The 21735-nt window shown below is 47.2% G+C and carries 14 protein-coding genes, 1 pseudogene and 1 riboswitch; of the genes and pseudogenes, 14 read left to right on the plus strand and 1 reads right to left on the minus strand.

Features of this window, described 5'->3' with window-relative positions; all coding sequences use genetic code 11:
* Window positions 1-23 precede the first annotated feature (23 nt).
* Window positions 24-117, plus strand: a riboswitch (TPP riboswitch).
* A gap of 59 nt (window positions 118-176) precedes the next feature.
* The 11 genes from thiS (at window position 177) to AC4PG5_RS02740 (ending at window position 16355) form a co-directional block, all read left to right on the plus strand.
* Entirely contained in the window at window positions 177-374 is a 198-nt protein-coding gene (thiS, locus tag AC4PG5_RS02690; RefSeq protein WP_492030670.1) for a sulfur carrier protein ThiS, read from the plus strand.
* Window positions 375-379: 5 nt separating this feature from the next.
* Window positions 380-1003, plus strand: coding sequence for a thiamine phosphate synthase (locus tag AC4PG5_RS02695; RefSeq protein ID WP_492029922.1), 624 nt, complete (start codon window positions 380-382; stop codon window positions 1001-1003).
* 140 nt (window positions 1004-1143) lie between these two features.
* Window positions 1144-1917 (plus strand): thiazole synthase, encoded by a 774-nt coding sequence (locus tag AC4PG5_RS02700; RefSeq protein WP_492029923.1) that lies wholly within the window; start codon window positions 1144-1146, stop codon window positions 1915-1917.
* A gap of 29 nt (window positions 1918-1946) precedes the next feature.
* Window positions 1947-3695 carry a phosphomethylpyrimidine synthase ThiC gene (gene thiC / locus AC4PG5_RS02705; protein ID WP_492029924.1) on the plus strand — a complete coding sequence of 583 codons (1749 nt, stop codon included), beginning with the start codon at window positions 1947-1949 and terminating at the stop codon, window positions 3693-3695.
* 20 nt (window positions 3696-3715) lie between these two features.
* Window positions 3716-4837 (plus strand): 2-iminoacetate synthase ThiH, encoded by a 1122-nt coding sequence (gene thiH, locus AC4PG5_RS02710; protein ID WP_492029925.1) that lies wholly within the window; start codon window positions 3716-3718, stop codon window positions 4835-4837.
* Between the two features lie 14 nt (window positions 4838-4851).
* On the plus strand, window positions 4852-5541 hold the full coding sequence (locus AC4PG5_RS02715) for a HesA/MoeB/ThiF family protein (protein ID WP_492029926.1): 690 nt from the start codon (window positions 4852-4854) through the stop codon (window positions 5539-5541).
* A 186-nt stretch (window positions 5542-5727) separates the two neighbouring features.
* Window positions 5728-7938, plus strand: coding sequence for a glycoside hydrolase family 20 protein (locus AC4PG5_RS02720; protein ID WP_492029927.1), 2211 nt, complete (start codon window positions 5728-5730; stop codon window positions 7936-7938).
* Window positions 7939-8022: 84 nt separating this feature from the next.
* Window positions 8023-9354 carry an MFS transporter gene (locus AC4PG5_RS02725; protein WP_492029928.1) on the plus strand — a complete coding sequence of 444 codons (1332 nt, stop codon included), beginning with the start codon at window positions 8023-8025 and terminating at the stop codon, window positions 9352-9354.
* A gap of 120 nt (window positions 9355-9474) precedes the next feature.
* Window positions 9475-10473, plus strand: coding sequence for a glycoside hydrolase family 130 protein (locus AC4PG5_RS02730; protein ID WP_492030671.1), 999 nt, complete (start codon window positions 9475-9477; stop codon window positions 10471-10473).
* Window positions 10474-10475: 2 nt separating this feature from the next.
* Complete coding sequence (locus AC4PG5_RS02735; RefSeq protein WP_492029929.1) at window positions 10476-12770, plus strand: GH92 family glycosyl hydrolase; 2295 nt, start codon at window positions 10476-10478, stop codon at window positions 12768-12770.
* A gap of 105 nt (window positions 12771-12875) precedes the next feature.
* Window positions 12876-16355 (plus strand): glycoside hydrolase family 38 N-terminal domain-containing protein, encoded by a 3480-nt coding sequence (locus tag AC4PG5_RS02740; RefSeq protein ID WP_492029930.1) that lies wholly within the window; start codon window positions 12876-12878, stop codon window positions 16353-16355.
* Window positions 16356-16435: 80 nt separating this feature from the next.
* Here AC4PG5_RS02740 and coaW read toward each other — a convergent pair whose 3' ends face one another.
* Window positions 16436-17257 carry a type II pantothenate kinase gene (gene coaW / locus AC4PG5_RS02745; protein ID WP_492029931.1) on the minus strand — a complete coding sequence of 274 codons (822 nt, stop codon included), beginning with the start codon at window positions 17255-17257 and terminating at the stop codon, window positions 16436-16438.
* A 440-nt stretch (window positions 17258-17697) separates the two neighbouring features.
* Here coaW and AC4PG5_RS02750 point away from each other — a divergent pair, with 440 nt between their 5' ends.
* From AC4PG5_RS02750 to AC4PG5_RS02760, 3 genes and pseudogenes are all read left to right on the plus strand, one after another.
* Window positions 17698-19617, plus strand: coding sequence for a UDP-N-acetylglucosamine 4,6-dehydratase family protein (locus AC4PG5_RS02750; protein ID WP_492029932.1), 1920 nt, complete (start codon window positions 17698-17700; stop codon window positions 19615-19617).
* A 200-nt stretch (window positions 19618-19817) separates the two neighbouring features.
* On the plus strand, window positions 19818-21155 hold the full coding sequence (locus tag AC4PG5_RS02755; protein WP_492029933.1) for a nucleotide sugar dehydrogenase: 1338 nt from the start codon (window positions 19818-19820) through the stop codon (window positions 21153-21155).
* A gap of 250 nt (window positions 21156-21405) precedes the next feature.
* Window positions 21406-21717 (plus strand): annotated as a pseudogene (locus tag AC4PG5_RS02760) (oligosaccharide flippase family protein); the annotation flags it as partial.
* Window positions 21718-21735: the final 18 nt, after the last annotated feature.

Below are 21735 nucleotides of genomic sequence, written 5' to 3' on the forward strand. Positions count from 1 at the left end.
ATTTTTTTATTTACTTTGCGGTAGTAAAGACAAAGGGGTGCCCAAGCATGGGCTGAGATTATACCCTACGAACCTGATGCAGTTAGTACTGCCGAAGGGATTGTGTTTCTCCACATTTTTGCTCTTCATTATAGCACTTCTTTGGATTTACTTTCACCCTTAATACCTATATGGAAATGAAAGTAATGGTCAATAATCAAGAAGTCGAAACCTCTTATTCTGTCCTTCAAGAATTTATTCAAAGCCTCGATGTGTCAATCGATGGAATTGCAGTCGCTGTGAACAACCGCTTAGTTCAACGGGTCCATTGGGATACCTTTGTCCTTCAGGAAAACGATAATATCGTTATCATTAAAGCGGCTTGCGGAGGATAAAGAGGATGCTTAACTTACAATTTATTACACATCGCACCTCTCGCTTTTCAGAAATCGAAGGAGCGCGTTTAGCTCTGGAAGGTGGATGCCGATGGATTCAACTTCGTATGAAGGAGGCTTCTCCTGAAGAGATCGAACAAGCAGCCGAACAATTAAAACCGATTTGTCGCTCGTATGGCGCGACGTTTATCGTCGACGATCAGGTCGAGATCGCCCAACGTCTTCAGCTCGATGGGGTTCATCTGGGGCGGCACGATATGCCGGTCGACGAAGCGCGCCGGATGCTCGGTCCGTCCTTCATCATTGGTGGAACGGCCAATACGATGGATGATGTCCGTCGTTTGTATCACGCCGGAGTCGATTATTTAGGCGTAGGTCCTTTTCGTTATACCACTACCAAACAAAACTTAAGTCCGATTCTCGGTTTAGAGGGCTACGCTTCTATTCTTCAACAGATGAAAGCAGAAGGTATCGACTTGCCTTTAGTGGCCATCGGAGGCCTTACACAGGCTGATCTTCCGGATCTCTTGCGGGTAGGCATTACCGGCATTGCACTTTCCGGATCGATCTTGAATGCAGCCGATCCGAAGGTGGAAACGGAACGCTTCTTACAGAGCGGCTTACGCTAAAGGTTCAGACTTCCGAGAGATCAAGATCGATCGTCAATAGACGGTTTTAAGATCGATTGCAGAACTCAAGTTCTAAGATCGGTCATAGACATAAAAATATAATAACATAAAAACATAATGACATAATAACATTAATAGTTATGAAGAAATTAATGGTTGCAGGACGTGAGTTTACTTCGCGTCTCTTTTTAGGAACAGGAAAGTTCGATTCCAATAGTGTGATGGAACAATCCATTTTGGCTTCCGGTACGGAAATGGTAACGGTGGCGATGAAACGCATCGATTTGAAAGATGACAACGACGATATGTTAGGACACATCAAGCATCCTCATATTCAGCTTTTGCCGAATACCTCCGGGGTTAGAAATGCCGAAGAAGCCGTGTTTGCCGCACAAATGGCTCGCGAAGCGTTTGGTACCAATTGGTTGAAACTAGAGATTCATCCCGATCCTCGTTATCTGTTGCCCGATTCTGTCGAGACCTTAAAGGCTACCGAGCAGCTCGTTAAGTTAGGTTTTGTGGTATTGCCTTATTGTCAGGCCGATCCGGTGCTTTGCAAACAATTAGAAGAAGCCGGTGCGGCAACTGTGATGCCACTTGGAGCACCTATCGGTACAAATAAAGGATTACAGACACGCGATTTCATACAAATCATCATTGAGCAAGCGGGCATTCCCGTGGTGGTCGATGCCGGTATTGGAGCTCCTAGTCATGCCGCAGAAGCGATGGAGATGGGGGCATCAGCCGTCTTAGTCAACACCGCCATTGCCGTTGCCGGTGATCCGATCGAGATGGCCAAAGCCTTTAAAGAATCAGTGATGGCGGGCCGCCGTGCTTATGAAGCCGGCTTGGGAAGTCAGGTGCTGAATCTACAAGCCGTAGCTAGTTCGCCTTTGACAGCCTTTTTAGATTAATGATTAACCCTCAAAAAGAAGAATCAATTATGGAACAAAAAATAAAGTTCTCTCGCTCAGAAAAAGTCTATCTGCCCGGTCAGCTGTTTCCTGAAATCCGTGTAGCGATGCGCAAGGTTTCGCAAGTTCCTAGTGTACACGTCGATGGTGATGAAAAGTCATATACCCCCAATCCCGATGTCTTGATCTACGATACCAGTGGCGCTTTTAGTGATCCGAACGTCGAGGTCGACTTGAAGAAAGGGTTGCCCCGCCTGCGGGAGTCATGGATTCTTAAGCGTGGCGATGTGGAGCAATTGTCGGAGATCTCTTCGAGCTATGGACGCATGCGTCGAGACGATCAAACGCTCGATCACTTACGATTCGAACATATTGCTTTGCCTTATCGGGCGAAAGCCGATTGTGCCATTACGCAGATGGCCTATGCCAAACAAGGCATCATCACTCCGGAGATGGAGTATGTGGCGATTCGTGAGAATATGAATTGCGAGGAGATGGGCATTCCAACTCCTATCACTCCCGAGTTTGTACGTCAGGAGATTGCCGAAGGACGTGCCGTACTTCCGGCCAATATTAATCATCCCGAAGCCGAACCGATGATCATCGGACGAAACTTCTTGGTGAAGATCAATACAAATATTGGAAATTCAGCGACGACCTCAAGCATCGACGAAGAGGTGGAAAAAGCGGTTTGGAGTTGTAAGTGGGGAGGGGATACGTTGATGGATCTGTCTACGGGCGATAATATCCATGAAACACGAGAATGGATCGTACGGAATTGTCCCGTTCCGGTAGGCACCGTTCCCATCTATCAAGCGCTGGAGAAAGTGAATGGCGTGGTCGAAGACTTGACGTGGGAGATCTATCGTGATACGTTGATCGAGCAATGCGAACAAGGCGTCGATTACTTTACGATTCATGCCGGCATCCGCCGTCATAACGTCCATCTGGCTGAGAAACGACTGTGCGGTATTGTGAGTCGCGGAGGAAGTATCATGAGCAAATGGTGCTTAGTGCACAATCAAGAAAGCTTCTTGTACGAACACTTCGACGACATCTGCGATATTTTGGCTCAATACGATGTTGCGGTTTCGTTGGGCGATGGTCTTCGTCCGGGATCGATCCAAGATGCGAACGATGAAGCTCAGTTTGCAGAGCTCGACACCATGGGCGAACTGGTGACCCGTGCTTGGGCGAAGAACGTGCAAGCCTTTATCGAAGGTCCGGGACATGTGCCGATGCACAAACTGAAAGAGAATATGGACCGTCAGATCGAGAAATGTCACAACGCACCGTTTTACACCCTCGGCCCTTTGGTGACCGATATTGCTCCGGGTTACGATCACATCACCTCGGCTATTGGAGCCGCACAGATTGGATGGATGGGCACGGCGATGTTGTGCTATGTCACCCCGAAAGAACATTTAGGATTGCCCGATAAAGAGGATGTGCGCGTAGGTGTGGTGACCTATAAGATTGCCGCCCATGCTGCCGACTTAGCCAAAGGTCACCCGGGTGCTCAAGTGCGTGATAATGCCTTAAGTAAGGCGCGTTACGAGTTCCGATGGAAAGACCAGTTCGATTTGTCGCTCGACCCGGAACGTGCTCAGACCTATTTCCATGCGGGACGTCATACCGATGGCGAATATTGCACCATGTGCGGACCGAACTTCTGTGCGATGCGCCTCTCGCGTGATTTGAAAAAGACGAAAGCTTCGGATGAGAACTTGCCGGATGAGAACTTGTCGGATGAGCAGTCTTCGGATGAGAAGTTTTAAACCTCAAAAAAAGAAAAAAGATGTTTTCTGAAGAATTAGAAAAAATAGATTGGAAAGAGACCACAGAGGCCATCTATTCTAAGACTGAAGCCGATGTGCAACGTGCATTGGCTAAAGACGGACAGCTGGATGTCAATGATTTTATGGCACTGATCTCTCCGGCTGCAGAACCTTATTTGGAAACCATGGCTCAGTTGAGCCGAATGTATACGCTTCGTCGGTTTGGGCGTACGATGTCGATGTTCGTACCGCTTTATCTGACGAACTCTTGTACCAACTCTTGTGTGTATTGCGGATTTCATATCAGTAACCCGATGAAACGCACCATTCTGACTGACGAGGAGATGGTCAACGAATATCGAGCCATCAAGAAACTTGCTCCGTTCGATAACCTATTACTCGTTACCGGAGAGAATCCTGTTGCTGCAGGGGTGCCTTACATCGCCCGTGCTCTCGATCTGGCGAAACCCTATTTCAGTCAGCTGCAAATTGAGGTGATGCCTCTTAAGGCAGAAGAGTATGCCGAGCTGGTCGGTCATGGACTGAATGGAGTGATCTGCTTCCAAGAAACCTACAATAAGGCCAACTATAATATTTATCACCCTCGTGGGATGAAGTCGAAGTTCGACTGGCGAGTGAACGGGTTCGACCGTATGGGACAGGCCGGGGTACATAAAATTGGTATGGGGGTCTTGATCGGACTGGAAGAATGGCGCACCGACGTGACCATGTTGGCTCATCATTTGCGTTATCTGCAAAAGCATTATTGGAAGACGAAGTATAGCGTCAACTTCCCACGGATGCGTCCATCGGAGAATGGCGGTTTTCAGCCGAATGTCATCATGAACGACCGTCAGTTGGCCCAGCTCACCTTTGCGATGCGTCTCTTCGATCACGATGTGGATATCTCTTATTCCACCCGTGAATCGGCGGAGTTCCGCGATCACATGGCAACGTTGGGGGTGACCACCATGAGTGCCGAGAGCAAGACCGAACCGGGAGGATATTACAGCTACCCGCAAACGCTCGAACAGTTTCACGTCAGCGACGAACGTAAGGCGCTGGAGGTGCAACAAGCGTTGCGTAAGCAGGGACGCGAACCGGTTTGGAAGGATTGGGATGCTTGTTTCGATCGTGCGTAAAAAAGAGAAAAGGCATGAGATATGATAGACAAGTCATGCTCCCGGAGATCGGAATCGAAGGGCAGCAAAAACTCAAACAGGCCAAAGTACTGTTGGTGGGGGTCGGGGGACTAGGGTCGCCCATTGCTCTCTATCTGACGGCCGTCGGGGTGGGGACGATCGGTTTAGTCGACGATGATCGGGTGAGCCTGACCAATCTGCAACGACAGGTCTTGTATACCGAGTCGGAGATCGATCGTTTAAAGGTCGACTGTGCTTCGGCTCGTCTTCAAGCGTTGAATAGCGAGACACAGATCAAGACTTACCCCATGCGACTGGAGGCCTCCAATGTGGCTTCGGTGGTTTCGGCGTACGATATCGTGATCGATGCTTGTGATAATTTCGAAACCCGCTATTTACTCGATGAGGCTTGTGGACAACTCGGTATCCCTTATGTTTATGGAGCGATCTCCGGATTCGAGGGACAAGTCTCTGTGTTTCATTATGGCGAAGATCCCAGATCTTATCGTCTGCTTTATCCCAATCGGGAGGCTTTGATCCAAACGACACCGTTCAAAGGTGTTTTAGGTGTAACGCCTGCTGTGACCGGAAGCATTCAAGCATCCGAGGCCATTAAGATAATAACCGGCTGCGGTTCTGTGTTGAGTGGAAAGCTCTGGACCATCGATCTACGTACGTTAGAATCGCATATCATCGCTTTCTAACCGTATCGCATGAGCATTTCCCTCTTTGATGAAGGTGTATGAAAAGCCTATTGGTTTTCATGCACCTTCATGTTTAAAGACGGTCATGCTGTTCTCAAAAACCTCTCCTAACTCTTCTCCAATTGCTCGTTTTTGTTTATCTTGCAGACGTTTTAAGCCAATAGAGGCTGTTTAAAAACTCTGAACATGAAAAACATTAAACATTTAACTAGCAAACTACTACTGATTGGCTTTGTTTTAACTCTTTGTGGTGAAACAAATGCACAGATCAAGCTGACCGATAAGGGTCGCTCAAAATCAAGAATTGTATTAACAGAAGGTCATGCGGTCGATCGCACGGCGGCGACCTTACTACAAACGTTTGTGCAGCGTATCTCAAACTGTACACTACCTATTGTCGATCACACAACGCCCCGTCGAGGAGATGTGGTGATCGGGGGAGAAGTGACGCCCGACTTAAAAGGGGATGGCTTTTCGCTATCGACCCATAAAGGAATACTCACCATTGCAGGAAAAGATAACGGAACGGTTTATGGCGTCGTGACCTTGTTGGAACGCTATTTAGGAGTCGATTATTGGGGAGAGAACGAATATCGTTTGAAGGCAACGCCAACCATCGTCCTACCCGAAACGATTCAACTCGTGGATAATCCGGCTTTCCGCTACCGTCAAACACAGTTCTACGGCATGGCCAACGACTCAATCTATAAATGGTGGAACCGTCTTGAAGAGCCTAAGGAGGTCTTTGCTGCCGGTTATTGGGTGCACACATTCGATAAATTATTACCCTCGGCAGTCTATGGCAAGTCCCATCCCGAATACTATTCCTATTTCAAAGGCAAACGTCACCCGGGTAAGGCGAGTCAGTGGTGTCTGACCAATCCTGAGGTGTTCGACATTGTGGTGCAACGTCTGGATTCTATCTTCAAAGCAAATCCCGATCAGAAGCTCATTTGCGTGAGTCAGAACGACGGTAACTATACCAATTGTACTTGTCCCGATTGTAAGAAGCTCGACGACGAAGAGGGTGCACTCTCCGGAAGTTTGATTCATTTCATCAACCGTCTGGCGGCTCGTTTCCCCGATAAAGAGATTGCCACCTTGGCCTACCTTTATACCATGAATCCGCCGAAGCATGTGAAGCCGTTGCCTAACGTGGTGATTATGTTGTGCGATATCGACTGTAATCGGGAAGTCTCACTTACCGAGAATGCTAGCGGACAAGAATTCACGAAAGCGCTCGAAGGATGGGCTAAACTCACTAATAATATTTTCGTTTGGGATTACGGGATCAACTTCGACAATTATTTGTCGCCTTTCCCTAACTTCCATATCTTACAAGATAACATTCGTCTGTTCAAGAAGAATCACGTGACCATGCACTTCTCACAGATTGCCAGCAATCGCGGAGGAGACTTTGCCGAGTTGCGTACCTACCTCGTTTCTAAGTTGATGTGGAATCCTGAAGCAGATGTTGATTCCCTAACGCATCATTTCTTAAATGGCTATTATGGTCAGGCCGGTCCTTACCTTTACCGCTACATCAAGATGATGGAAGGCGCGTTGATGGGTAGCGGGCAACGGTTGTGGATCTATGATTCTCCGGTATCGCACAAGCAAGGCATGCTGAAACCGGCATTGATGCGTCGTTACAACCGGCTCTTCGATGAGGCTGAACAAGCGGTGGCTCACGACCCTCAATTCTTGGCTCGTTTGCAACGCACGCGTTTGCCTCTTCAGTATTCAGAACTGGAGATTGCACGTACCGAACCGACCATGGATGTCGACGATATCACCCGTAAGCTCAATCTCTTTGAAGAACGGGTGAAACAATTTAAGGTGCCGACGTTAAACGAACGCTCTAACTCTCCGGTCGATTACTGTCGCTTGTATCGCGAACGTTTCATGCCGGGCCGTGAAAAGAGTTTGGCACTTGGAGCTCCTGTTCAGTTCATCACTCCGCCGTCCGGACGTTATGCCGAGATCGGAGCAAAGGCGCTGACCGATGGTCTCTTCGGCGGGTCGACGTTTGTAGAGAGTTGGATTGGCTGGGAAGGTGTCGATGCATCGTTTGTCGTGGACTTAGGAAAGGTACAGTCGATCCATAGTGTCGAGACCGATTTCCTTCATCAGATTGGGGCTTGGATCTTGGCTCCTTTGAAGGTGGTTTACTCGTATTCGGAAGACGGAACGAACTATAAGGCTTGGGGAACGCACGACCTGCCCGAAGATCAGTCGAATGCTGTGAAGTTCATTGGCGTGAAGAGTGACTCACCGTCTCCGCTTAAGGCTCGCTATGTCAAAGTAGAGGTCACCGGAACAAAAGTGTGTCCGACGTGGCATTATGGAGTGGGGCATAACTCTTGGTTCTTTATTGATGAGGTCACAATAAAATAAAAAAAGAGGGGTAGACGTTAGTAGTTTGCCCCTTTCGATTGTATTATTATATAAACATTCTAACATAAACAGTATCTATTACTTATGAATTTACAACCAAATGAAAGCACGCCTAGCCGTAGATCGGTTAGTCCTCTGTCTTGGGTTCCCACAGCCTATTTTGCTATGGGTCTTCCCTTTATCGCTATTAACCTCGTCTCTGTTTTCATGTTTAAGGATCTCGGTATTTCCGATACCCAGATTGCTTTCTGGACCTCCATCATCATGATGCCATGGACCTTAAAGTTCCTTTGGAGTCCGTTCCTTGAGATTTATAAAACCAAAAAATACTTCGTTGTCCTCAACCAGTTGTTGAGCGGCGTGCTCTTTGGAGTGGTCGCTTTCTCGCTGTTCTTCGATTATTTCTTCGCCATTAGTATCTCTACCATGGCGGTGATCGCTTTAAGCGGTTCAACCCACGACATTGCTTGCGATGGGGTGTATATGCAAGAACTCGATCAAGCCGATCAAGCTCGATATATCGGCGTACAAGGTGCTTTCTATAATGTGGCTAAGTTGGTCGCTAATGGTGGACTCGTTGCTCTTGCCGGTCAGTTGGCCGAGCATTTCGGAGCCATCGAAGGAGCACCGTTGAATGCTAATATGGGAGCTTATTCTACCGCTTGGATGGTGATCTTTGGCGTGATCTCCGCCATCTTGATCTTGATCGGATTCTATCACATGCGTATGTTGCCTTCCACTCAAAAGCCGGCTGTCGGTCATAAGACCTCTCGTGAGATCTTGAACGAACTGGTTTTGGTCCTTAAAAACTTCTTCTCAAAGAAACATATCGTTTACTATATCTTCTTCATCATCCTTTATCGTTTTGCCGAAGGATTCATTATGAAGATTGCACCGCTCTTTCTGCGTGCACCGCGTGCCCATGGTGGGTTAGGGTTGACTCTAACAGAGATTGGTACGCTGAACGGTATCTTCGGATCGGCGGCTTTCGTCCTCGGTTCTTTATTAGCCGGATTCTATGTTTCCCGTTTTGGGTTGAAGAGAACCTTGTTCTCTTTGTGCTGCGTCTTCAATCTTCCGTTTGTGGCTTACACCTTCTTGGCTGTTGTTCAACCGGAAAGCCTCTCGTTGATCGGAGCCTGCATTACCTTGGAGTATTTCGGTTATGGCTTCGGATTCGTCGGGCTGACTTTATTTATGATGCAACAGATTGCTCCGGGCAAACATCAGATGTCGCATTATGCCTTTGCTTCAGGGATCATGAATCTTGGAGTGATGCTTCCGGGAGCGGCGAGTGGTTACTTGAGCGACCTTTTAGGCTATCGTGATTTCTTTATTTATGTCTTGATCGCAGCTATTCCGGCGTTCATTATCACCTGGTTTATTCCATTTACTTACGACGATCAGAAAAAATAAGAAGCACCTATCGACATTTTTCCTATTTTTGTAGAAGATTTGGGAGATATGATGCATCTATAGCATAACATACAGAATATAGAAAGAAAAAAATAACTAACTAAAACTACCACTTTAATGATGAGTTCAATTAAAATTGCAGGTCAGGCCCTGCCTTCAATGCCTTGGGAAGACCGTCCGGTTGATTGTAAAGATGTGGTTTGGCGTTGTTCTGCCAATCCGATTATTCCTCGTGATCTGCTTCCTACCTCGAACAGTATTTTCAATAGTGCTGTTGTTCCTTTTGAAGGTGGGTATGCCGGTGTGTTCCGTTGTGACGATACCAACCGTCGCATGCGTCTTCATGTGGGTTTCAGCAAAGATGCTGTGAACTGGGCCATCAACGAAGAACCGTTGACTTTTGAGTGTGATGACGAAGAGATCGGTACTTGGGTTTACGGTTACGATCCTCGCGTTTGTTTCATCGAAGATCGTTACTATGTGACTTGGTGTAACGGTTACCACGGTCCAACTATCGGTGTAGCTTATACCTACGATTTTGTGACGTTCCACCAGTTGGAGAACGCTTTCATTCCGTTCAATCGTAATGGTGTGATGTTCCCTCGTAAGATCAACGGTCGTTTTGCGATGTTGAGTCGTCCGAGCGATAACGGACATACCCCATTTGGAGATATCTTCTATAGCGAAACACCCGATATGGAATTCTGGGGACGTCACCGTCATGTGATGGCACCGGCACCATTCGAGAAGAGCGCATGGCAATGTACTAAGATCGGTGCAGGTCCTATTCCTATCGAGACCTCCGAAGGTTGGTTGCTTATCTATCACGGCGTGTTGGCTTCTTGCAACGGTTTTGTGTATAGCTTCGGTTCAGCTTTACTCGATCTAGACGAACCTTGGAAAGTGAAATACCGTTCAGGTCCATACCTTCTTTCGCCTCAAAAAGATTACGAATGTATGGGTGATGTACCTAATGTTTGTTTCCCATGTGCCGCTCTTCACGATGCTGACACCGGACGTATCGCTATCTATTATGGTTGTGCCGATACCGTGACCGGATTAGCATTCGGATATATCGATGAAATTATAGAATTTACAAAACGTACCAGTATCATTTAGAAATGAAGCATCGTTTATTAATTTATACTTTGGCTTTCTCTCTTTTACCCTTCGGGGTAAAGGGCGAAAGCCTTTCGTGTTTACAGGCTGACCGGCAGACCGATCAACAGACCGATCAGAAATTGCCGGTCGACTATGTTGATCCGTTCATTGGAACCACCAATTTTGGGGCGACCAATCCGGGTGCAGTCTGTCCGAACGGCTTAATGTCGGTGGTACCATTCAATGTGATGGGGTCGTCGGACAATAAGTACGATAAAGACGCTCGTTGGTGGTCGGCTCCTTACGAGTACCACAACACCTATTTTACCGGTTATTCGCATGTCAACTTAAGTGGCGTAGGGTGTCCCGACCTGGGTTCACTTTTACTGATGCCCACGACCGGTGCTTTGAATGTCGATTACAAAGACTACGGGAGTAAATACAAAGACGAAAAAGCCTCACCGGGTTACTATACCAACTTCCTCACCAAATACGGTATTCGTACCGAGGTGACTGCCACCCCACGTACCGGATTGTCTCGTTTCACGTTCCCCAAGGGAGAAAGCCACATCATCCTCAACTTGGGTGAAGGGCTGACTAACGAGACGGGCGCCATGGTTCGCCGGGTGAACGATCGTGAGATTGAAGGTATGAAGTTGCTCGGCACCTTTTGCTATAATCCGCAAGCCGTCTTCCCGATCTATTTCGTGATGCGCGTCAGCAAAGCGCCTAAAGCCACCGGCTTTTGGAAGCGTCAACGTCCGATGGTCGGTGTAGAAGCCGAGTGGGACAAAGATAGTGGCAAGCTAAAGCTCTACCCGGGTTATGGTAAAGAACTGGCCGGAGACGATGTTGGTGCCTATTTCACGTTCGACACGGAAGAAGGCGAGCAGCTCGAAGTCCGGATGGGCGTTTCATTTGTCAGCATGGCCAATGCCCGTCAGAACTTAGACCAAGAGCAGACCGACCAACATTTCGATCAGATTTACGCTCAGTCGCGTCAACGTTGGAACGACGACCTCTCGCGCATCTTAGTCGACGGAGGAACCGCCAGTCAACGTACCGTATTCTATACCGCCCTTTATCACCTCCTTTTGCATCCGAACATCTTGCAAGATGTCAACGGTCAATATCCGGCGATGGAGAGCGATAAGATCCTGACGACCAAAGGCGATCGCTATACCGTTTTCTCTTTATGGGATACCTACCGTAACGTCCATCAATTGCTCACGCTTGTTTACCCCGAACGTCAGATCGAGATGGTGCGTACCATGCTCGACATGTATCGCGAACACGGTTGGCTGCCTAAGTGGGAACTCTTCGGTCGTGAGACCTTGACCATGGAGGGCGATCCGAGTCTTCCGGTTATCGTCGACACTTGGATGAAAGGCTTGCGCGACTTCGATGTCAATCTGGCTTACGAAGCCATGTACAAGTCGGCCACCCTTCCGGGTAAAGACAACCTGATGCGTCCCGATAACGACGACTACTTGTCGCGCGGTTATATTCCTTTGCGTTCACCTTACGACAACTCCATCTCTCATGCCTTAGAATATTACATTGCCGATTATGCGTTGTCGCGTATGGCCGATGCCTTAGGGAAGAAGAAAGATGCCGAGTTGTTCTACAAACGCTCATTAGGCTACAAGCACTATTACTGCAAGACCTATGGAACGCTTCGTCCTATTCTTCCGAATGGCGAGTTCTATAGTCCTTTCAATCCGATGCAAGGCGAGAACTTCGAACCGAGTCCCGGATTCCATGAAGGTAATGCTTGGAATTACACCTATTACGTTCCTCATGATGTTTATGGTTTAGCCAAGCTGATGGGAGGGAAGAACGCTTTCGTCAAGAAGCTTCAGATGATCTTCGATAAGGGACTTTACGATCCGGCGAATGAGCCCGATATCGCTTATCCTTATCTGTTCTCTTACTTTAAAGGCGAAGAGTGGCGTACCCAAGAACAGACCCAACGCTTGTTGGCGAAGTTCTTCACCACAAAGCCCGATGGTATTCCGGGCAATGATGATACCGGAACGATGTCGGCCTGGGCGATCTTCAGCATGATGGGACTCTATCCCGACTGTCCCGGAAAACCCGAATACACCTTGACCACGCCGGTGTTCGATAAGGTGACCATCCGTCTTTCTCCCAAATGGTACAAAGAGAACGAACTGGTCATTACCACTCATCGTCCCACTTCAGAAGCGAAGTACATCCAAAAGATCTCGATCAATGGACGTCGATATAACAGTTATCGAATGACCCACGACGAGTTGATTCATGGACGGACATTGCATTTTGACTTAAAATAAAACCTCCCTTAGAGGGAGTACAGATTAAGGTTATAGCTCGTAAGAACTATAACCTTAATTCGTCAAATAGAACCGACTTTAAACGATGAATACTCTATTAAAACTATGAACACTCCAAAAACACTCTTGATAACCCTTCTTGTCCTGCTCACCTCCCATACGGTCTGGGGACAATCCATCGAACTGATCAACAGCCAATCCGACTTTGCTCGTAAGGCTTCCATGCTAACGAACGGCTATGCCCGTAAGATCTCAGGCGACGACATCACCTACAGTAACCTTTGGGATACCCAAGATCAAGCTTTCCTCACGCGCACCACCACCGGCAAGATGGCCATCGTCTGGGCGTCCGAACCCACCAAGGCGGCCCCCGACGGACAAGTGCATTTCTTCCTGTTGGTTTGTGTCGATCAAGCCAATGCCCCACTAAAGTTCAACTTCTATATCAACGATCGCCCATACGGTGCCTTCACCAATTTCCATGAAGCCACACAGACGGTCGACCTCTCACATGGAGCGCGTGCCGACTTCCGACGCATTGGTCGTAACGACTGGGGCGATGGGGCCTGCTTCATGGAACTCACCGTTCCCGCTTCGCAGCTCTCCATCGGGCAACCGGCTACGTTCAAGCTGGTCGGCGAGAACGCTTCAGCCAACAACTGGTTCATGGTCTTTAAAAACAAAGACTTAGTGCGTCAATTGGTTCACCGATCGGAAACCGATGCCTGCTTCAGTCTTAAAACAGATGGTGGTAAGCCCCATCTTGTTGCCCCTCAAAAATACAGCGGAACCGCCGTGCACGTATCGGTCAACGGGAAGAAACCCCAAACCGTTCGCTTTGTGGCCCGTCATTCCGAGTCCATCCTCGACCTCAGCTCGCTGCTGACCAAGAACGAATCTCTGCAAGCCCTTCGCGTGGGTTCAGCAGACCACGAGTGGTTTGCCATCGATCGCCTTGCCACCTTCAAAGACAGCATTTATCTCGATGGACACACCCTAGTGAAGTGGAGCCGTCCCACTGCTACCGAATATATGAAGCAATGTTCGTACTCCACCGCTCCCGATTATCTGGCACGCATCGCGAAAGCCCCTTGGCAACAGTCGCGTGTTCACATCATGGTCTCCTCTCATCAAGACATTGCCTGGATGGATACCCCATACCGTTGCATCGAGAAGCGCGACGATGTGATCATCACCCCCGCACTCGAACTCCTAAAGAAACACCCCGACTATCGTTACGACATCGAAGATGTACTGATGGTCGAAGAATATATCGCCCGTAACCCGCGCAAGCGTGCAGAGATTGCTCACTTCTTGGCTAACGGACAGCTCGGTGTCGGAGCCAGCTATACCCAGCCCTACGAAGAGATGCAGACCGGTGAAGCCTTGGTGCGACAGTTCTATTACGGTCAGCGCTACCTTAAAGAAAATTTCAACGGTTACCAAGGGCGCAGTTATTGGAATGTCGATGTTCCCGGACGCACCTTGCAGATGCCACAGATCCTAAAGAAGAGTGGGGTAGAAGGTCTTCAGTACAGTCGCCACGAGCGCGGTCTCTACCGTTGGATGTCGCCCGATTCGAGTACCGTGATGGTGCACACGCCGGGACATTACGGGGTTGCCGCACAGTTCCTCCGTAAGACCCCCGAAGAAGGATTAGAGTCGTTTTACACTTACGTCGAGACGCTTCCCGATGTACGCAGCGATAAGAGCAAAGCGCCCGTCATCGGCATGCTCTCCGCCGAAGACATGGCCCCCGCACATACCTATTACAATTGGATTGACAAGTTTGCTGCCTTCAGCGACCGGATGAAGAGTCCGATGCCCAAGCTGCAACACTCCACGTCCGATCGCTTCTTTGCCGATCTGAAACAGAGCAACCCGGTACTTCCGATCCTGAAAGGCGAACGTCCCGATATTTGGATATACATTCACGGTCCCGGACACGAACGCGCGTTGACTACCTATCGTGCAGCCAACCGTAAAGCGCAATCGGCCGAAACGTTCAGTACCATTGCTACCCTCTTGCGTCCCGAAGCCTGTGCCTATCCGAAGCGAGAGCTCGATGCCATTTGGAAAGACCTCATCTACGCCGATCACGGTTGGGGCGGCAATGGCGGACACGTCACCGATTCCCTTTTCCATGCCCGTTATCGGGAAGCCGATGCCTTAGCCGGTCAGCTCACCGAGCAAGCCGCACGTTCCATCGCGTCACAGATCCGTTTCAACGATCGCCGTGGCACCCCACTGGTGGTGTTCAACCCCTTGTCGGTAGTCCACAGTGCGCCCGTCACCTTCACCGTCGACCCGCGTGACACCCCGATCGACCGTCTGACGCTGACCGATGCGAAAGGGCAGGAGATCGCCTATCAGATCAGTGGAAGCACGCCGACCCGTGTCACCCTCGAGTTCATTGCGCAAGACCTGCCATCTGTGGGATACGTCACCTATTACCTCAATGCCCGTCGCCCGAAGCACCCCTCGTCCGCCTTCAAACCCGAAGAATCGGCCTATTACACTCTGTCGTTCAGCGACGGACAGCTCACCCAGATCACCGATCGTACCCTGAACATCGGCTTGTTCGATACCGCCAAGTTCGATATCGGCGAGATCCTTTCCATGCGTTCGGTCGGCAATGGTGCCGGAGAGTTCTCGTCCATCCAACGCCCGTCAATGGAAGAGTTCGAGTCCACCCGTACCCACCAAGCCCGTTGGCATCCGGTCAACACCGGTCCCGTGTACACCCTTTACAAGAGCGAGACCCCGTTTGCCGATGCCACCATCGTGCGTTACCTCAAGCTCTACAAACAGATCAAACGCATCGACTTCCCCACCGAAGTGCTCGGCTTCACCGGACGCGACTATCGCGAGTTCCGTCAAGCCTTCCCGATGCGTCGTCAAGGTCAAGTGAGCTACGACGTCCCCTTTGGTACCGTGCAAGTGGGTAAAGACGAGATTGCCCAACCCGCAGGCGAACGCTATCTCGACCAGCCGTCCGACATCCATCCGCGTAGCGTGACCAACTGGATCGGCTATTCCGATGCCGAGGTGACTGCCCATTTAAGTAGCAGCGTGGTGGTGGCCGATTATATCGATCCGACCCCCGACCCGGTGAGCCAGACCGTTCTTCAGCCCATCCTCTTCGCTTCCCGTCGCAGTTGCCATTGGCTAGGAGAGTTCTACGCACAAAAAGGCGATCATCACTTCCTGTTCAGCCTTCGTACCGATCGTGCGGGCGATGCCACCTCCGGCCTGCAAGCCATTGCGGCGAACCATGTGCCCTCCGTGGTATATGCCCCCGAATCCTATCGCACGGCTCACTTGCCCGAGTGCCTCAGTTTCTTCAGCATCGATGCCCCACATCTATACATTAGCGCGTTAAAGAAACACGAAGACAGTCCCGCTACGGTGATCCGTCTATACGACAGCGTGAACGACGGATCTGCCACCGATGCGCATCTTCGGTCTTATTTCCCGGTGAAGAGCACCCAACAGACCGATCTGTTAGAATATCCGGTAAAAGCTCCATCCGAGGCCTCCCTTCATGTCGGCAATTGTAGTATTGAAACCTATCTCCTTCGATAGTTAGACCAACGAGAGTGGTCCGTCAAAGAGAAAAGCCATCTATTCGAGGTTCAGACCTCCAATAGATGGCTTTTTTATCGTCATCGTTCAATGTACGTCAGTGCCGCACCGATTGCCGTTCGGAACTCCGCATATTGCGGTTTATGGAAGCGCACCCCATACATACTCTCTATCTTCGGAAAGACCTCATCACATTGAGGCAGTTGCGATAAGTTGCCGATCAATACAAAATCCTTGATCGAACTATTGAGTGCCGCCAGCATTGCAGCCTGTCCAATCGACTGAAGCACCAGGTGAATAATCCCCACGGCCAGATCCCCATTCGACGCATTCCCATCCGCCTTACCAAAGTTCGAAGCCGTCGCATCGAGTGGTAATCCCGGTAGCGGCACGTTACAGATATCCTGAATCTGCAGATTGATGTTCGCCACATCACCTTTCAACGCCATCTCCGCAATATGATGAATGTCGTCCGTCTTGAGCAACAGTCGCGCCAATCCTTGCAACGTACCGCCGCCAACGCCGATACCTCCGATGTGCTCAATCTGATCTCCGTCCACCTTCACGAACGACGTACCTGTTCCCATGCTGACCACGATCAGGCGATCCAGGTTCGTCCCCTCCTTAGCGCCCAATCCATTCGCCAAGAACTCCCCCGTTTTTTCGGTCGGCCGTCCATACAACGGTTGATCGATGGCATTACTTCCCACACCGGTTAGCATAATCTGCTCGATCTCTTCTAGTGCAATATTATTCTCATACATATATCGCCCGAAAGCTCCAAACAATGAAGTGACCGGATCCGTTGCCCGGATAAACATCGGTGATTTAATCGTTCCGTGTTCGATACCGACAATTTTTGTCGTACTACCTCCCACATCAATTCCAATAACTACTCCCATCTTTTCTGTTTAAGTAAAAGTTCATTATTTATGACTGCAAAAGTAATCTTTTTCTAAGAAAAAAGGGGTATTTCGAGCCGATATGATCCATGCTGAAATCTTTTTATCCCCTCAAATCATCGACAAAAACCGAATTCAAAGAATTCTACAAAGAAAATAAGAGAGTTTTCGGAGGTTATAACTCCTTGATATAAAGGTTTCAAAAATGGTTTTTCTGTTTACAAAGACCTCATTTTTCATTCAGAAAAGTATTTTTTTTTATCAAAAGATCGACAATAATAACTTTTTATCTCTATCTTTGCCTTTAATAAATCATGTTTTTCAACATTGAGCGGTAGGTTAAACCTGCTGTTCTATTGAACCTCCATGGTTCTGCTTTGTTGATTTCTTATGGCATGATGAGAAGCCTATTGGACGAACGCAAATGAAAAAATTGAAATATGAATAAGAACGTCGCGTTAAAGATATTAATGAACTTTAAATATATCAATCGGTGGATTATTTTTTGTTTTGACCTATTGATCTCCGTTTTTAGCAGTTTAATCACGATATTATTTATCATCTATATCAGTGAGTTTGACTTTTCTTTTACCTCTTTCAGTCTGGTGTTACTTATTTCTATACTTTGTAGTGGCATCAGCTTTTTAATTCTAGGTACCTATAAAGGTATTATCCGTCACTCTACGCTTCTTGAGATCGGTCGTTTGGCGGTCAGCTCCTTGCTTAAAGTCGGCTTGATGATCTTGCCCATCTCTTGCTTAGTTCATGAGATGACCTGTCGGTTCTACATTCTAGGCTCAGTGATCGACTGCTTCCTGACCTTCTTCCTGCTAGTCATTTGTCGTGTGGCCATTACCACCGCCTATCACTATATCATCAGTAACTTCTCCGCCAATCGCGATAAACTCTTGGTTTACATCAATAAGAACGATACCGGTGCATTGACCCGTTCCTTGATCGGACGTCTCGGTCGTTATGAAGTCGACGGCTATATCAGTCTCGATCGTACCAAGTCCATTCGCATTGCCGGATATACCGTATTTCCCGCACAAAACTATGAAGAGTTCCTGCAACTCGTTCGTAACCGTCAGATCAAATACCTCTTGTTCACCACCCATCGTGATGTCGATACCGAACAAGATCGTTTGATCCGTTATTGCACCAAAGCCAAAGTGCGCATGCTCATGCTCCCTTCGGTCGACGAGCTTAAAGACGGTAAGGTGAACTATCGTAACATCCCCGAACTTCGCATCGAAGACCTCTTGGGACGCGATGAGATTCAGATCAATATGGACGAAGTCACTTCACAGTTTGCCGGAAAGATCGTCTTGGTGACCGGAGCAGCAGGTAGTATCGGTAGTGAACTCTGTCGCCAGTTGGCCCAGATGAACGTCAAGCAACTTCTTCTGTTCGATTCGGCCGAAACGCCCCTGCATAACCTTCGTTTGGAATTAGAGAAACGCTATCCCGATCTGCATTTCATCCCCATCATTGGTGATGTACGCATCTCGACCCGTCTTCGCATGACGTTCGAGACCTATCGTCCGCAGATCGTCTTCCATGCCGCAGCCTATAAACATGTACCGTTGATGGAAGAAAATCCGTGTGAAGCCGTTCTGGTCAATGTGATCGGTTCTCGTCAGGTAGCCGATATGGCCGTGGAATATGAAGCCGAGAAGATGATTATGGTGTCTACCGATAAAGCCGTTAACCCGACCAACGTCATGGGAGCTTCCAAACGACTCGCTGAGATCTATGTGCAGAGTTTGGGAACCGCCATTCGTGAAGGTAAAGTCAAGGGACACACTCAATTCATTACCACTCGTTTTGGTAACGTCTTAGGTAGTAACGGTTCAGTGATTCCTCGCTTTAAAGAACAGATCGAAAATGGTGGTCCGGTCACCGTGACCCATCCCGATATCATTCGCTTCTTTATGACTATCCCCGAAGCTTGTCGTTTGGTGATGGAAGCTGCTACCATGGGACACGGAAACGATATCTTTGTGTTCGAGATGGGCAAAGCCGTTAAGATTGTCGATTTAGCCACTCGCATGATCGAGTTGGCGGGATTGACTCCTGATATAGATATTAAGATTGAATATACCGGGTTACGACCGGGAGAGAAACTCTATGAAGAGGTGCTCAGTAACGAGGAAAACACCATTAAGACCGATCATAAAAAGATTATGATTGCTAAGGTAAGGCATTATGAATATGCCGATATTTTAGGCGATTATGAAGAGTTTGAACGGTTGTCTCGTGACGTAGATGTGACTGAAACCGTTACTCTGATGAAGAAGGTGGTACCTGAATTTATCTCTAAGAACTCAAGATTTGAGGCATTAGATCAAGTGATCTAGTTTTATAGCATTGAATTAAATCTTAATCACCGTTCAGCAACGGTTTTATCAAATAGATTGAGAAGAAAACTATAGTTTAGAAATCTTTTATTTTTATAATTCCCTAGTCCTTATTTATTTGTATAAAATTGAATCTTTTTAATTTGTTAAATTAAGATGTAGATTTTATTATAAGAAAGGGAATATCTATTAAGTTTATTATGCGGAATTTTGAAGATTTAAAGATTGCCGTAGCCGGAACAGGTTATGTCGGTCTAAGTATGGCCACTCTTTTGGCTCAACATCATGAAGTCATCGCTGTAGATGTCATTCCGGAAAAAGTGGAAAAGATCAATCGTCGCATCTCACCAATACAAGACGATTATATTGAACGCTATTTTGCTGAAAAAGAATTAAAGCTTACAGCGACATTAGATGGAGCCGCAGCCTATAAAGAAGCTGATTTTGTTATTATAGCTGCTCCTACTAATTACGATCCACAGAAGAATTTCTTCGACACTCATCATATTGAAGATGTCATCGATCTTGTGCTCGAAAATAACCCTGATGCAACCATGGTCATTAAGAGTACCATTCCTGTAGGTTATTGCCGTAGCTTGTATGTGAAATATGCCCGGATATTCAAAGAAAAAGGATGGGATACGACTCGCAAATTTCGTATTCTTTTCTCACCTGAGTTTTTGAGAGAAAGTAAGGCACTTTATGATAATCTTTATCCGAGTCGTATCATCGTAGGTCATCCCAAAATGATTAAACTCTGCGATGAAGAGAATGAAGCTATAAAGACGATAGCCGGTCATCATTTGGAAGAAGCGGCACATACGTTTGCTCGTCTTCTTCAAGAAGGAGCGATAAAAGAAGATATAGAGACCTTGTATATGGGTTTGAAAGAAGCAGAGGCTGTAAAGCTCTTTGCTAATACTTACCTAGCTTTGCGTGTTAGTTATTTCAACGAATTAGATACCTACGCTGAAATGAAAGGTCTCGATACTCAGTCTATCATCAATGGGGTAGGTCTCGATCCACGTATTGGTACACACTATAATAATCCTAGTTTTGGTTATGGCGGTTATTGTTTACCAAAAGACACCAAGCAACTTTTAGCCAATTATCAAGATGTGCCTCAGAATATGATGACGGCTATTGTAGAAAGTAATCACACTAGAAAAGATTTTATAGCCGATCAAGTGTTGTCTAAAGCCGGATATTATGGTTATAGTGATCAAAATAACTATAATAAGGAAAAAGAGAAAGAATGCGTCATCGGAGTTTATCGCTTGACAATGAAATCTAATTCAGATAATTTCCGTCAAAGTGCCATTCAAGGTATTATGAAACGTATTAAGGCAAAAGGGGCAACTATTATCATTTACGAACCTGCAATGGAAGATGGTGAGACTTTCTTCGGTAGTCAAGTGGTGAATGATTTGAGTAAGTTTAAGAAAATGAGCCAGGCGATTATCGCTAATCGATATGATGACTGTCTGATCGATGTGGAGGAGAAGGTTTATACACGTGATATTTTTAGACGTGATTAAGATAATGTCACTCAAAAAATAACACAATAATTTATGAGTAAACGAATGTGTGTCTAACGTCCATAGTTCTATATTACAATGTGCCTTATGTCATTATTAGATATAATAGAGAATAAAGGCAATAAAAAATGACATCACGCTAGATGTCAAAGAAATACTTTACCATGCTGAGACAAGATGAAAACTTCTATGTTCAGCTTTATTAGATACAGCGAGGTCGTTGTGGGTAATTTTAACAAATATAATCTAGAGAGTTATTTACCCTGTGCTTAGTAGTATTCAAGATGATAGAGAAAGACTAAGAAATGCATATCGTAGAGTTATACGCATATCTATGCTTTCCACATTTGTTTGTATGCTTGCCTTGGCTGCTATAGCAAAGCCTATGGCTTTGGTTTTAATTGGAGAAAAATGGATGCAAAGTGTTTATTTCTTGCAGATTATTTGTTTTGCAAGAATGCTTTATCCGTTGCATGCTCTTAATTTGAACATGCTTTAGGCTCAAGGAAGAAATGACTTGTTTTTGAAACTGCAGAATATAAAAAAAATAATTACAATTGTATAACATTGTATATAGTAT

This window comes from Bacteroides sp. QWL-09, assembly GCF_058683585.1.